At 41.8% G+C, this 14,470-nt stretch carries 15 protein-coding genes, 1 tRNA gene and 1 pseudogene; 13 read left to right on the forward strand and 4 right to left on the reverse strand.

Translation table 11 applies throughout. The features are described 5' to 3' along the window. The first annotated feature begins 80 nt into the window (after positions 1–80). Genes lepA through FTV12_RS06850 form a run of 9 tightly spaced genes read left to right on the forward strand, consistent with a single transcriptional unit; the run spans position 81 to position 7,193 of the window. Complete coding sequence (lepA, locus tag FTV12_RS06810) at positions 81–1,898, forward strand: translation elongation factor 4 (protein ID WP_004784519.1); 1,818 nt, start codon at positions 81–83, stop codon at positions 1,896–1,898. Between the two features lie 21 nt (positions 1,899–1,919). Next, positions 1,920–2,747: a signal peptidase I gene (lepB, locus tag FTV12_RS06815; RefSeq protein ID WP_004784518.1), complete on the forward strand. Its 828-nt coding sequence runs from the start codon at positions 1,920–1,922 to the stop codon at positions 2,745–2,747. A 24-nt stretch (positions 2,748–2,771) separates the two neighbouring features. Then, positions 2,772–3,143 carry a DUF4845 domain-containing protein gene (locus FTV12_RS06820; protein WP_166138315.1) on the forward strand — a complete coding sequence of 124 codons (372 nt, stop codon included), beginning with the start codon at positions 2,772–2,774 and terminating at the stop codon, positions 3,141–3,143. Continuing rightward, entirely contained in the window at positions 3,115–3,813 is a 699-nt protein-coding gene (gene rnc, locus FTV12_RS06825) for a ribonuclease III (RefSeq protein ID WP_004784515.1), read from the forward strand. Before FTV12_RS06820 ends, rnc begins: the two co-directional genes overlap by 29 nt. Then, complete coding sequence (gene era / locus FTV12_RS06830) at positions 3,813–4,841, forward strand: GTPase Era (RefSeq protein ID WP_004784513.1); 1,029 nt, start codon at positions 3,813–3,815, stop codon at positions 4,839–4,841. Before rnc ends, era begins: the two co-directional genes overlap by 1 nt. Before the next feature lie 18 nt (positions 4,842–4,859). Continuing rightward, positions 4,860–5,057: an NF038104 family lipoprotein gene (locus FTV12_RS06835; RefSeq protein WP_166138311.1), complete on the forward strand. Its 198-nt coding sequence runs from the start codon at positions 4,860–4,862 to the stop codon at positions 5,055–5,057. A gap of 11 nt (positions 5,058–5,068) precedes the next feature. Then, the gene (locus FTV12_RS06840) at positions 5,069–5,785 is read left to right on the forward strand and encodes a DNA repair protein RecO (RefSeq protein WP_166138308.1); all 717 of its coding nucleotides are present in this window, start codon (positions 5,069–5,071) and stop codon (positions 5,783–5,785) included. Between the two features lie 13 nt (positions 5,786–5,798). Beyond that, positions 5,799–6,524 carry a pyridoxine 5'-phosphate synthase gene (gene pdxJ / locus FTV12_RS06845; RefSeq protein WP_034171229.1) on the forward strand — a complete coding sequence of 242 codons (726 nt, stop codon included), beginning with the start codon at positions 5,799–5,801 and terminating at the stop codon, positions 6,522–6,524. A gap of 15 nt (positions 6,525–6,539) precedes the next feature. Further along, a complete protein-coding gene (locus FTV12_RS06850; RefSeq protein WP_166138305.1) occupies positions 6,540–7,193 on the forward strand; it encodes a tRNA-(ms[2]io[6]A)-hydroxylase in 654 nt (217 codons plus the stop codon). 356 nt (positions 7,194–7,549) lie between these two features. On the opposite strand, the gene FTV12_RS06855 is transcribed toward FTV12_RS06850, so the two are convergent. Then, positions 7,550–7,625: transfer RNA gene (locus FTV12_RS06855), tRNA-Asn, on the reverse strand. A gap of 236 nt (positions 7,626–7,861) precedes the next feature. On the opposite strand from FTV12_RS06855, the gene FTV12_RS06860 reads away from it, so the two are divergent. After that, complete coding sequence (locus tag FTV12_RS06860) at positions 7,862–8,305, forward strand: hypothetical protein (protein WP_166138302.1); 444 nt, start codon at positions 7,862–7,864, stop codon at positions 8,303–8,305. A gap of 12 nt (positions 8,306–8,317) precedes the next feature. On the opposite strand, the gene FTV12_RS06865 is transcribed toward FTV12_RS06860, so the two are convergent. Then, positions 8,318–8,761, reverse strand: a complete 444-nt coding sequence (locus FTV12_RS06865; protein ID WP_166138298.1) for a PaaI family thioesterase — start codon at positions 8,759–8,761, stop codon at positions 8,318–8,320. A gap of 161 nt (positions 8,762–8,922) precedes the next feature. Here FTV12_RS06865 and FTV12_RS06870 point away from each other — a divergent pair. Together FTV12_RS06870 and FTV12_RS06875 are read left to right on the forward strand one after the other, a co-directional pair. Beyond that, positions 8,923–9,333, forward strand: a pseudogene (locus FTV12_RS06870) (GFA family protein). Between the two features lie 404 nt (positions 9,334–9,737). Further along, positions 9,738–11,075 (forward strand): MATE family efflux transporter, encoded by a 1,338-nt coding sequence (locus FTV12_RS06875; RefSeq protein ID WP_180033807.1) that lies wholly within the window; start codon positions 9,738–9,740, stop codon positions 11,073–11,075. A gap of 45 nt (positions 11,076–11,120) precedes the next feature. Here FTV12_RS06875 and FTV12_RS06880 read toward each other — a convergent pair whose 3' ends face one another. Continuing rightward, on the reverse strand, positions 11,121–12,356 hold the full coding sequence (locus tag FTV12_RS06880) for a pyridoxal phosphate-dependent aminotransferase (RefSeq protein WP_005236666.1): 1,236 nt from the start codon (positions 12,354–12,356) through the stop codon (positions 11,121–11,123). A gap of 253 nt (positions 12,357–12,609) precedes the next feature. Next, complete coding sequence (gene map / locus FTV12_RS06885) at positions 12,610–13,437, reverse strand: type I methionyl aminopeptidase (RefSeq protein WP_004784494.1); 828 nt, start codon at positions 13,435–13,437, stop codon at positions 12,610–12,612. A 207-nt stretch (positions 13,438–13,644) separates the two neighbouring features. Between map and rpsB the strand changes: the two genes are divergently transcribed. Next, entirely contained in the window at positions 13,645–14,391 is a 747-nt protein-coding gene (rpsB, locus tag FTV12_RS06890; protein ID WP_004784492.1) for a 30S ribosomal protein S2, read from the forward strand. The last annotated feature ends 79 nt before the right edge of the window (positions 14,392–14,470 follow it).

Below are 14,470 nucleotides of genomic sequence, written 5' to 3' on the forward strand. Positions count from 1 at the left end.
ATCCTCGGCAATTTCTATTCGGCTTTTGTTATGCAATGACTTTTTAAATTGCATGACGCGTTTTTTTCTCAAGGTAGCCCATGGCGCAAGCTAAAAAATCTGTTGATATTAAAAACATTCGTAACTTCTCGATTATTGCGCATATTGACCACGGTAAATCGACTCTGGCAGATCGTTTTATTCAAACTTGTGGTGGTTTGCAGGATCGTGAAATGCAGGCTCAAGTTCTTGATTCTATGGAACTTGAACGCGAACGTGGGATTACCATCAAAGCGGCTTCGGTCACCTTGTACTATACCCATCCAAATGGCCAAGAGTATCAGTTGAACTTCATTGATACCCCGGGACACGTGGATTTCTCTTATGAAGTTTCACGTTCTTTGGCGGCCTGTGAAGGTGCACTACTGGTGGTAGATGCAGCACAAGGTGTAGAAGCGCAGTCTGTTGCAAACTGCTATACCGCGATTGAGCAGGGTCTGGAAGTTTTACCAGTACTGAACAAAATTGACTTGCCACAAGCTGAACCCGAACGTGTAATTCAGGAAATTGAAGATATTATCGGGATTGAAGCGACTGAAGCACCGACCTGTTCAGCAAAAACTGGCCTAGGTATTGAAGGTGTGCTTGAAACGCTGGTGAATGTCATTCCTGCACCAACAGGTGAACGTGATGCACCGCTGCAAGCGTTGATTATTGACTCATGGTTCGATAACTACCTGGGCGTAGTATCTCTGGTTCGTGTGAAACAGGGTCGTGTTCGCAAGGGCGACAAGATGTTGGTGAAATCGACTGGTCAGACACATATCATCACTTCAGTCGGTATTTTCAATCCGAAGCATACTGAAACCGATATCCTTGAAGCGGGTGAAGTTGGTTTCGTGATTGCCGGTATTAAAGACATTTTTGGCGCACCAGTGGGTGATACCATTACACTGGCAACTACTCCAGAAGTTCCAACATTACCTGGTTTCAAAAAAGTAAAACCACAGGTATATGCGGGCCTGTTCCCAATCGATTCCAGTGATTTTGAACCTTTCCGTGAAGCATTGCATAAACTGCAAATCAATGACTCTGCGCTGTTCTTTGAACCAGAAAGTTCTGATGCTCTAGGCTTCGGTTTCCGCTGTGGTTTCTTAGGTATGCTGCACATGGAGATCGTACAGGAGCGTCTAGAACGTGAATACGATCTGGATTTGATCTCTTCAGCACCAACGGTAATTTATGAAGCAGTGATGAAAAATGGCAATACCATTTACATCGATAGCCCGTCAAAAATGCCAGATGGTTCAACTGTTGAAGACCTGCGTGAACCAATTGCAGAATGTCATATTCTGGTACCACAGGAATACCTGGGTAATGTCATGACCCTATGTATTGAGCGCCGTGGCGTACAAAAAGACATGAAGTTCATGGCGAACCAGGTATCTGTTACTTTTGAAATTCCAATGGCCGAAGTGGTGATGGATTTCTTTGATAAATTGAAATCTTGTTCACGTGGTTTTGCGTCACTGGATTACAACTTTGTGCGTTTTGAAAGTTCATCACTGGTGAAAGTGGATGTCCTGATCAATGGTGAAAAAGTCGATGCACTCGCAATGATTTGCCACCGTCAGGATGCACGTCATCGTGGGATCGCACTGGTTGAAAAAATGAAAGATCTGATTCCTCGTCAGATGTTTGATGTGGCAATTCAGGCGGCCATTGGTGCGCAAATTATTGCCCGTTCTACCGTAAAAGCAATGCGTAAAAACGTATTGGCAAAATGTTATGGTGGTGACGTATCACGTAAGAAGAAACTTCTTGCAAAACAGAAAGAAGGTAAGAAACGTATGAAACAGGTGGGTAGTGTTGAAATTCCACAAGAAGCGTTCTTAGCTGTACTGAAAGTCGAACGCTAATACTATAAGGATAATAAGCCCATGGATTTTGATTTTAATTTGATTCTTGTTCCTGCGACCTTATTTTTCGTCGCGGTCTGGTTGCTGGATAAATTTGTTCTGAAACAACGACAGACCAAAGGCAAGGGCAATGAAAACTTCATTATTACTTGGGCTTATGATTTCTGGCCGGTTTTGGCCGTCGTTTTAGTATTGCGTTCTTTCCTGTACGAACCTTTCAATATTCCATCAGATTCTATGGTTCCAACACTGGAAACCGGTGATTTTATCCTGGTCAATAAGTTTGACTATGGCGTGAAATTACCGATTGTAAATACAAAAATTCTGGATACAGGTAGCCCGGAACGTGGTGATGTCGTGGTCTTCCGCTATCCGCCACAACCAACGATTAGCTATATTAAGCGTGTAATTGGTTTGCCAGGTGATCATATTGTTTATGATCATGGCCAGTTAACTATTAATGGTGAAAAAGTAGCAAAAGTTCCAGTAGAATTCAGTCGTGAAAAAGATCGCCTGGACACGCCAAATTCGATTTATCATAAAGAAACCATTGGCGAACATACTTTCACTATGCGTGAGCTGGAAGGAGTCAATGTAGCTCGTCAGGCTCCATTCCTTAACTATATAGAAAATGGTAAGTTTTCAGCGGAAAATGGTTTATATTGGGAAGTGAAAGTACCAGAAGGTCATTACTTTGCGATGGGGGATAATCGCGATCAAAGTGCTGACAGTCGTTTCTGGGGCTTTGTTCCGGAAGAAAACTTAACAGGTCGCGCATTCTATATCTGGATGCATAAAGAACCTGGCTTTAAACTGCCATCGTTTAGTCGAAACGGAATAATCGATTAATTATTTCAGTTAGGAAAATAAAAAATGAAACATCAACAAGGTGCTTCGTATATTGGAATTTTATTTGCAATCGTGGGGTTTGCTTTTCTTGCCAAAGTGGCGATTGCAGTTTGGGGGCCATACTTTGATGATCGTATGGTGGACAATCAGATTGAGGAACTTTTAAAGAGTTCTCCGACAAATATTGCGCCAGAAAAATTTCGTCAGCAGATGGGTCAGCGTTTAGAAATGAACAATATTCGCGATCTGAAGTTTGATGAAATTGCTAAAGTAACTAACACTGATGGTTTACAGGTGCACAAGAATTATGAAATTCGCAAGAATTTTATATTGAATATAGATTTAGTGATGAAGTTTGAGAAAGATTTTGATCAAAGCACAGTCAAAACTAAATGATGAGCGTCTTGCCAAACGGATCGGCTATCAGTTTAAACAAGCTGATCTGTTAAAACTGGCACTGACCCATCGTTCAGTCAGTCATAAACACAACTATGAACGCCTAGAATTTCTAGGCGATTCTCTTTTAGGGATGATCATAGCCAATTATCTCTTTACTGCTTACCCGCAGGAAAATGAGGGCCGTCTGACGCGTATGCGTGCGACTCTTGTCCGACAGGAAGCGTTAGGGAAAATTGCCAATGATCTAAAATTGAGTCAGAACCTGATTCTCAGTACGGGTGAGCTGAAATCGGGTGGTCATCATCGTGAGTCTATACTTGCGGATACGGTCGAAGCCATCATTGGTGCGATCTATGTGGATTGCGGTGATCTCACTGTACTACAGGCGATTGTGCTAAAATGGTACGAACCATATTTAGACAATATTGAGCCGACTGACCAGCTGAAAGACCCTAAATCACGCCTACAGGAATATTTACAAGCACGTAAAAAACCTCTCCCAGTTTACGAGGTTGTAGATATTCAGGGTGATGCCCCGAACCAGCATTTCAAAGTGGAATGCCAGGTAGAAGGCTTGCCGGTCATGGCCGGTGAAGGTTCAAGCCGACGATTCGCTGAACAGGCGGTTGCGGCAGATATTTTAAAACATTTGGAGCATAAGTCTTAATGACTACTCATTCCGATCACATTGATGCTGATCACGAGTCGCAAAGCGACAGCAATGACTTGATTAGTCAATTTTTCAGTGCACAGGGTACTGAAATTCCTTCTGATTATCGTAGCGGTTTCGTGGCGATTGTCGGACGTCCAAACGTGGGTAAATCAACCTTGATGAACCACTTACTGGGCCAGAAACTTTCAATTACTTCACGTAAACCACAAACCACACGTCATAAAATCGTAGGGATTGATTCACGTGAAAAGTCTCAGGCGGTATTTGTTGATACACCGGGGATGCATAAAAAAGAAGTGCGTGCCATCAATAAAATGATGAACCGAGCTGCGCACTCTGCACTGCGTGACGTGAACCTGGTGCTGTTTGTTGTTGATGCACAGAAATGGACCCAGAACGACGAGCTTGTTCTGGAAAAATTAAAAAATGCGGATATGCCAGTGATTCTGGTGATCAACAAGCTGGACACGTTCGAGAACAAGAATGAGGCTTTACCGCTGATTCGTGAACGTGCCAAACTGATGAACTTTGCTGAAATCGTACCGGTGTCTGCACTTCGTGGTGCAAACCTCGAACACTTACGCGATACGATTGCCAAGTATCTGCCATTCCAGCCACCACTGTATTCACTGGATCAGCTTACCGATCGTTCAGAACGTTTCCTAGCCTCTGAAATTATCCGTGAAAAGATCATGCGTCAGTTAGGCGAAGAACTGCCATACGATTTAACTGTTCAGATAGAATCTTTCAAAACTGAAGAGCCGACCCTGAATGAAAAAACAGGTCGTATGAAGCCGGCATGTACTTATATTGATGCCACTATTTTCGTTGATCGTGCTGGCCAAAAGGCTATTGTGATTGGTGAAAAAGGTTCCAAGCTGAAAAAAATCGGTATGGACGCACGTGTCGATATGGAAAAAATGTTCGAGCAGAAAATCATGCTAACGCTTTGGGTGAAAGTCAAAGGCGGCTGGTCTGATGATGAGCGGGCATTGAAAAGTCTAGGTTATAGCGACATTTAAATTGGATAGGAACGGATCATGATGAAATTTCTGGCAGTTGTTGCATGTGTTTTATTCTTGCAAGGCTGTATTCATAAAGTAGTGACCGTTCCTGCCAAAGTTGCCTATAAAACCACAAAGTACGCGGTCAAAGGGACCGCGGCTGTTGTGGGTGCCGCCATTCCTGATGGGGATGACGAAGAAGACGAGAAAAACTCAAAAAAGAATAAAGATTAAAGAAGCAGCCTATGCGTAATGAAGTGCTGCATGGATACCTGATTCATCATCGTAAATATCGCGATCGCAGTCATATTGTGCATTTATTTACCCAGGAATATGGCCGTATCGACGGGATACTGAGACAAAATCCTCCACCCCAATATCAACCCATCAGCTTGTTAGCTTCAGGCAAATCTGAACTGAAAAACTTCACCAAATTAGAAATTGTTAATCAGCCGATCTTTTTTTTCGGTGATGCTTTCTTTTCTGGCTTTTATCTGAATGAAATCCTGTTGCGTTTATGTCCGCTTGAAGTGCAAATGCCGCTGACCTTTGCCAAATATGGCGAAACGTTGAATGCCTTGCAAAAACTCTCCGATCAGGAAAATCCCAATACTTATTTAAAACAGGTTCTGCGTCAGTTTGAACATATCTTATTAGAAGAACTGGGCTATGAACTGGATTTTTCAGTCGATGCCAATCAGGCACAAATCAATCCCGTGCAACATTACTATTTTCAGTTGAATGAAGGTTTTATGCCTTCGGCCAAGGCTATGCGCTCAACCATGTCGGGCCAGCAGATTTTAACAATGCAGCACTATGAAAATGGTAGGGATTTTAATCCAGAACAGTTACAATTACTGACGAAGCTATATCGACAGGTGATCACTGCTTTACTCGGTGACCGACCACTGAAAAGTCGACAACTGTGGATCCAAAATTCTCAATCTCAATCTCAATCGTAGTTAGGAAAATAGTATGGCTGCATTACTTGGTGTCAATATTGACCATGTCGCAACTTTAAGACAAGCACGTGGTACGACGTACCCAGACCCAGTCAATGCTGCATTGATCTGTGAGCAGGCCGGTGCAGAGGGAATTACCCTGCATTTGCGCGAAGACCGTCGACATATTCAGGATGAAGATGTACGTCGTATGCGTCCGGTATTAACTACCCATATGAACCTGGAAATGGCCGTAACTGATGAAATGGTGGCGATTGCTAAAGAAATCCAGCCGCAGCATGTCTGCTTTGTACCAGAAAAGCGTCAGGAAGTGACGACTGAAGGTGGTCTGGATGTCGTTGGTCATTTTGAAGATGTGAAAAAAGCCACCCAGGAACTGTCTGCGATTGGCTGTGACGTGTCGCTATTTATTGATGCAGACATTGCCCAGATTGATGCGGCAGTCGCTTGTGGCGCACCTACAATTGAGCTTCATACAGGTGCTTATGCCGATGCTGACACGCCAGAAGCACAGCAAGTTGAGCTGGATCGCATTATCAAAGGGGCAGAGTATGCGGCTTCTAAAGGTCTGGTGGTCAATGCAGGTCACGGTCTGAACCTGGATAATGTCACTCCAATTGCTGCGATTCCTCAAATTCATGAATTAAATATTGGTCACTCGATTATTGCAGATGCAGTTTTTGTTGGACTGGCGCAAGCTGTACAACAAATGAAGGCTGCAATTAAAGCTGCGCGTTAAGATTGCAAAAGATATATGTCAAATATTGATTATGATGAACTGATGAAGCCTGTCATTGGCTTCTTAGGTTGTGAAACACCAAAAGCCTGGCTCGATGAGGCATTACAGAATCTGGAAATTCTGATGCAGGATCATGCCAACTGTGAGAAGAAAGCAGCCAGTACAGCAATAAACCTGATGTTCCGCTATAGCTTCTTTGTAGATTTACAGGTGAAACTGGCGCAACTGGTACGGGAAGAAATGCTGCACTATGAGCAGGTGCTGGAATTCATGAATAAGCGTGGCCAGCAATGGATTGGACTCAGTGCAGGACGTTATGCAGGTGGCTTACGCAAAGAAATCCGTACCTATGAGCCAGAGGCGCTGATTGATGTGCTGGTGATTGGTGCTTTTGTAGAAGCACGTTCTTGTGAGCGATTCTATGCGCTTGCGCCGCTGGTGGATGATGAGCTAGGACGTTATTACCGTTACTTGCTTAAATCTGAATCTCGCCATTTTGAGGACTACTTGGCCTTAGCTTTAGATGTGGCTAAAACTGCAAAACTGAAAAATCCACAAGAAGATATTCAAAGCCGAATTGAGCATATCCGTGAAGTAGAAAAGAATCTGATTCTTAGTCCAGATGAAATGTTCCGTTTCCACAGTGGTGTGCCTGCAAAAGCAGCTTAAAAAGCTACTCAATTAAGACATCAAAAAAGATCCTCCAAATCGGGGGATTTTTTTATAAATATAAGATTCGCTACCTAGCTTATTTATCTATTGAAAGGATTTAAAATAGCCTAAGCATTTTATAATTTGATTAGAAGGAAAAACTTGAAGTGCAAGATAGCAAAAGCTGTCGTCAATTTTAGAATAACGGCTTATAACAGCACATTTGATTAAACGAGAATATAAGCCAATCTAACTAGGTAAATAAAAGGGCAGAGTAAGAATATATAAGAGAAAAGAAGAATCGAATCATTTTATAAATGAAATTTCAGGCAATAAAAAAGCCCAAGTCTTAAATGCTTGGGATTTCTTGAATTTGGCTCTCCCACCTGGGCTCGAACCAGGGACCTGCGGATTAACAGTCCGTCGCTCTACCGACTGAGCTATGGGAGAATCTGAATGCGATTATAGAGAGATTTTGCAAAGGGTCAAGCAAAAACTGTCATATTTATTACAAATTGTACTTATCTGATTTTAATTTAAACGATTGCATTAAATTCTTAAAAAATGCTTGTCAGAACAAATTTCACTTGCTAGATTGAAAACATAAAGTCGTTTGACCAAATGGTCAAACAGTGTGGATTTAAACCTACTTGCCAGCACAAAAATGGCTAAACCGGAGAAAGCGAATGAATACGCTCACTATCCCTCAAATCTTCTCTCAACTGTCTTTTTATCAAGATCATTATCTCGATATTATTCAAGATTCAGCTCAATACTTTACCCCTGTGGCTGGTGCAGAAATCCGTTTATGGCCCTTAGCGACCAAACAATTGTATCTGGGTGACTTGCTGCAATTATGGTTTGCAGAAAAGTGGCTGGTCGAACAAGAACGCCAATTTAGCTTTGAGATCTTTCTGAACACGCCTGAAACTCGGCAAAAAGAACTTTATATTTATGCGCTTACTGGCAATCTTCTGACTGGGTCGAACCAGTCTAAAGTGTGGCAGGCTTCTGCTAAAGAAACTCAGGTGCTGAGTGTATCGAATGTTTCTAAGCATTATTTTGAATATCGGGCTTTGACTCAGCCGAAGCTGGTAAAAGCACCGCAAGGGAAATGGGGCGTACTTTAAGCCTTAAACACGTTAATGGTCGGAATTGCGAAAAATCATACAGGTTGCTGTGGCATGGGCATAAATACGACCTTCGTCATCCAGAATTTGACCTTCGGAAATACCTAGGTTTTTACTGAGATTAATTGATTTTCCGATCGCTTTTAGTTCTTGGTTGTGAGGAATTGGACGGCACATTTTTACATTCAGATCAATTGTGCCATAACCGACACCGGCTTCAAGTAAAGTATGAATCGCGCAGCCTGTTACCGTATCTAAAACAGTTGCAGCAAAACCGCCATGTACACCTCCCATAGGATTCAGATGGCGTTCATCTGCTTTTACAACAAAGGTCACATGTCCCGGTTCGACTTCGCCAGCAGACATGGGAATGGTGGTTGCCATAGAAGGCATAGACAGATTGCCCTTAAGCATCTTTTGCATAATCTGCAAACCTGAAAGATTCTTGAGATCCATAGCTTGTCCTTATTATTTTAAATACTGGATTTGAATGACAAGTTTAGGCAGATGGTGCTTCGATCAGCAATAAAAAATTGTATGAGGAAATGTACAAAGCCTTTTACTTATGATGAATCCGGTAAAATGATTAAAAATAATAATACCGAGGAAGAATAATCATGAAAGCGAGATATTTATGCGGTGCGACTCGATTTGAAGTGCAGCTTAGAAATCATGAAGTGGCTGCCTGTCATTGCTCCATGTGTCGCCGCCAGACAAGTGGGCCTCTCATGTCGATTGATATAGAAAATATTCACTTTATTGATCAGCAGCATTTATCTGTTGCGAGTACTTCTGAATGGGCAGAGCGTGGTTTTTGCAATGCTTGCGGTACTTTTATTTTCTGGCGGAACAAAGACCATTCCTTTGCCAATATTAATGTATTTACTTTAGAGTAACTTCCAGAGGATCTGGATTTCAATTTAGAAATTTATATAGATCATCAGCCAGCATTTTATTCATTTAACAATCAAACCAAAAAAATGACAGAAGCTGAAGTCATTGCCATGTTTCAGCAACCTGATTCTTGAAATAAATATAATCAGATAAAGGAAGAGTAAGTCTCATAATTTGATCTGATGAAAATAATCTTTTTAAAACTAAGAATACTATATAAGTGCATATATCTCATTAAAAAATACTGATCAGCAGGTTCATATTTCAAATAGCATCCTGCTTTTCATGTCATGATCATTCTTTCTTTTGATTAAATTGTTAAATTGGAACGAAAAAAACTCATAGTTTCTGAGCTCAATAAATTATTATTTTCTATAAGCGAACTAAAGATAGAAACTAAACTTTTCTATAAAAATCAATAAATATAAAGATTTATGGCACAAGGATTGTATGTGATTTCCACTGTATATCTCAGTTTTAAATAATTCAGTTTAAAAATAAAACCCGAGAAAAGAATTAAGAATAGAGTGATTTTGCAATGAAACAGTTTTTGCATCTTTGGGTACCGATTTTTTTGAGTAATAGCATCATAATGTTGGCCGGAATATTTGACATGATTTTCCTGTCTCATTACTCACCGCAACATGTGGCTGCTATGGCTGTGTGTTTATCTATTTATTCTTTATTATTTGTTTCGGGGACGGGGATTTTGCAGGGTATGATGCAGGAACTTGCTGAAGCATATGGGCGACGTGCTTTTGATAATATTCAAAAAATTCTGAAACAGAGCATCCTTATTGTCATCGTCCTGTCTGTATTTGCAGGATGGCTATTAACTCATGCAGATCCTTTGCTACATTTGTTAAAAGCAGATAGTGCATTACAGGCTTTGATTCAACCTTGTTTATGGTTACTGGCTTGGACGCTTCCAGCACATTTGTTAGTACGTATTTTATATATTTTAACGCAAGCCTGTGGTGAGGCGAAGCGTGTGTTCTATGCCAATATTTTTTATCTGATATTCAAAGTGAGTTTGGCCTATTGCCTGATTTTTGGGATTCAGGGTTATGTACCTGCCTATGGGGTTAAGGGAGCTTTCATTGCTCATCTGACTGTTCAATGGGCACTATTAGTGGTGTATTACCTGATATTTCTAGAAAAGCAGTTGCGTGTGCACTGGTCCGGACAATTCTTCCATTTTAAGACTTTGCTAAAAATCTTAAGAATCGGCTTACCCTCAGCAATTGTCGTATTTATTGATGTCTTTACAATTAGTGCGATTGCATTATTGATCTTGCCTTTGGGGGAGATAATAGTGAATGCGCATCAAGTAGCGATGGGTTTGGCTGGCCTGCTGTTTATGGTGCCATTTTCGATGAGCTCTGCTTTTAGCATTCTGGTCTCTACCAGGATTGGTGCAAATCAAGTGCAATCTGCCTGGGATTTAACTTTTAAAGCGTTACGTGTGGTGGTCGCAAGCGCAATTGTTTTGGCGATCTTGATCGCAATTTTTCAAAAACCGATTGTGACGCTATTTAGTGATAATAAGGATGTGCTTGCGGTGAGTCTGGCATTGATGTTCTTATTGTGCTGGATGCATATTTTTGATGCGATTCTGGTGATTAGCGTCAATATGCTGCGCTGCTGGAAAGTGGTGGTCTTCCCCATGTTTATCTTTAGTGGAGTACTGCTATTAGGTGGATTGGGTGGAGGTTGGTATTTGGCTTATCATCCAGTATTGCTCTTCAATTTCAACCTGGATGTTTCAGGAATAAGTGGTTTCTGGTGGATGCTGGCTATTTCCTATACCTTTGCCGCATTGATGTGCTTGCTTTGCTTGGGACTTAAATACCGTAAGCATCTACAAACTGCATAAAAAAACCCGCGATGATCGCGGGTTTTTTTTATCTAATCAATTAGATTATTTCGCAGCTTTTTCAGCTTCGATAGAAGCAATTGCTTCATCAACGCCTTCGATAGAATCAGCAGCTTTTTTGATACGTGCAAGCGCATCAACTAATACTTCGTCAGCAGTTGCGTAAGAGATACGCATGAAACCACCTAGACCGAATGCATCACCAGGAACGACTGCAACACCAGTTTCTTCCAGTAACCAAGCAGAGAATTCTGTGCAAGAGTTCAGGCCTTTCGCACGAATCAATGGTTTGATGTTTGCGTATGCATAGAATGCACCATCAGCAGGTAGGCAAGAAATACCTTTAATGTCATTCAAGCCATTCACAACCAGGTCATGACGACGTTTGAATGCTTCAACCATTGGTACAAGAACGTCTTGAGGACCATTCAATGCAGCTTCTGCAGCAACTTGTGAAATAGAAGTTGGGTTAGAAGTTGACTGAGACTGGATTTTTTTCATCGCACCGATCAGTTTAGCAGGGCCCGCTGCATAGCCGATACGCCAGCCTGTCATTGCATATGCTTTAGACACACCGTTTAATACGATAGTGCGGTCGTAAAGGTCTGGGGCAACAGTTGCGATGTTGTAGAATTCATCTTCCCAGCGGATTGGTTCGTACATGTCATCAGATGCGATGAATACTTCTGGGTATTTACGCAGTACTGCAGCTAAAGCTTCTAATTCAGCTTTAGTGTAGATCATGCCAGTCGGGTTAGAAGGGCTGTTTAATACCACTAGACGAGTTTTGTCAGTGATCGCAGCTTCTAATTGCTCAGGAGTAATTTTAAAACGTTGTTCTTCACCACATTTCACGATTACTGGTGTACCTTCAGCAATGATCACCATATCTGGATAGCTTACCCAGAATGGAGCAGGGATGATCACTTCATCACCTTTGTTTAACAAAGCAAGTGCCAAGTTAAAGAAAGACTGTTTACCACCACAAGAAACCAGGATTTGGTTTGCTTGATAGTCAAGGTTATTGTCACGTTTTAATTTAGCAATAATTGCTTTTTTAAGACCTGGCGTACCATCAACAGCGGTGTATTTGGTGAAACCGTTGTTAATTGCTGCAATTGCTGCATCTTTGATGTGTTGAGGGGTATCAAAATCTGGCTCACCTGCGCCCAAACCAATAACGTTGTGACCAGCAGCTTTCAGTTCAGCAGCCTTATTTGTCACAGCAAGCGTAGGGGACGGTTTGATGGCATTCACACGATCAGAGAGACGTACGTCCACGGCAGTATTCCTTCTTATAGGGATTAAAAAATAAAAAGCACATTATCTTAGCCTAAAATGGTGCACATTGGGCAAAAGAATTTGGAAAAATATACGAAAAAAATGCTGAATCAGTGCAACCTTATCTTGAACATCGATAGGTAGTTTAGATAGACATGAACTAAGAATATGCTTTGAGGATGAGAATAATAGGGGAAATATAAACTAAAAATGGCCACTTTAAAGTGGCCATTTATGTGAGAAAGTGTTGTTGTTATGCACTAAAACGTGACAAATCTTCTTCAGGACGGGCAGTCAGCACTTCAATGCCATTTTTTGTTACCAAAAGAGTGTGCTCATATTGAGCCGATAATTTATGGTCTTTAGTGACCACAGTCCATTTATCACCCAGCAGTTTGGTTTGCCAAACACCGGCATTCACCATTGGTTCAATCGTAAAAGTCATACCTTCTTCAAGAACCATACCGGTATCTGGTTGACCATAGTGCAGAACTTGTGGTTCATCATGGAAAGTCGTACCGATGCCATGGCCACAGTATTCACGGACAACGCTAAAGCGTTCAGATTCAACATATTTTTGAATCGCATGACCAATGTCACCAATAGTAGCACCTGGTTTCACCACAGCCATACCACGATACATGGCTTCTTGAGCGACTTTGCACAGACGGTTTGCCAGGATTGAAGTTTCACCACCCACGATGTACATCATATTGGTATCCCCATGGAAACCATCTTTGATGACAGTGACGTCAATGTTTAAAATATCGCCTTTTTTCAGGATCTTGTTTTCAGATGGGATCCCGTGACAGACCACATGGTTTACAGATGTACAGATTGTATGCTGGAAAGCAGGGCGGCCAGGCGCTGCACCATAACCTAAACATGCAGGAATGGCATTCTGCACATTTACAATATAGTCATGACAAATCGTATCCAATTCCAGTGTCGTTACGCCGGGTTTGATATGCGGTTTGATCATATCCAACACTTCTGCAGCCAGTCGTCCAGCGATACGCATCTTTTCGATATCTTCAGCGGATTTGATTAAACGACGGGGAGCTTGATAAGTAGTGTTCATGATCTCTAAAAACTTTTGGAAATTTGTATGTGACTATGGTATAAATAGCCGCCCATTTTATCAAATGCTTTTTCGTGAATATATTTGCGAGGCTGATTGAATGGTGTATTAAAAATCCGCACATATATCGTCACATTACTCTGGGTGCCCGCAAGGGTGGAGAATGCGGATATATGGAGGCCTAACCCAAACTTTAAGGTAAAGAAAATGGCAGATTACAACGTAAGCATGCGCGACCTTCTACAAGCTGGCGCGCACTTTGGTCACCAAACTCGTTTCTGGAACCCAAAAATGCGTCAATACATCTTTGGCGCGCGTAACAAAATTCACATCATCAACCTTGAGCACACTGTTCCTGCGTTAAATGATGCTTTGAACTTCGCTAACCAATTGGCTAGCAAAAAGAACAAAGTTTTGTTCGTTGGTACTAAACGTGCTGCTTCTGCAATCATCCGTGAACAAGCTCAACGCGCTGGTCAACCATACGTAGATCACCGTTGGTTAGGTGGTATGTTGACGAACTGGAAAACTCTTCGCCAATCTATCAACCGTTTGAAAGACCTTCAAACTCAATCTCAAGACGGTACTTTCGCTAAACTTACTAAACGTGAAGCTTTAGAACGTAGCCGTGAGATGGAAAAACTTGAACGTGCTTTAGGCGGCGTTAAAAACATGGGTGGTTTACCTGACGCATTATTCGTAATCGACGTTGATCACGAAGCGATTGCAATTAAAGAAGCTAAAAACCTTGGTATTCCTGTAATCGGTATCGTTGATACTAACTCTAACCCAGACAACGTAGACTACGTTATTCCGGGTAACGACGATGCGATCCGTGCAGTAACACTTTATGCTTCTGCTATGGCTGATGCGATTCTTGCTGGTAAAGAATATGCTCAATCACAAGCAAATGCACAAGCTAAAGCAGAAGAAGCTCCTGCTTCTGAGGCTTAATGCGTTAGACGCTAGCTTGTCATTTTTGCGACACGTGATGGTGGCAAAGTAAGCGTTATGTATGCAGGCGGCCCATGAG

Source organism: Acinetobacter sp. YH12233 (assembly GCF_013417725.1).
GTDB lineage: Bacteria > Pseudomonadota > Gammaproteobacteria > Pseudomonadales > Moraxellaceae > Acinetobacter.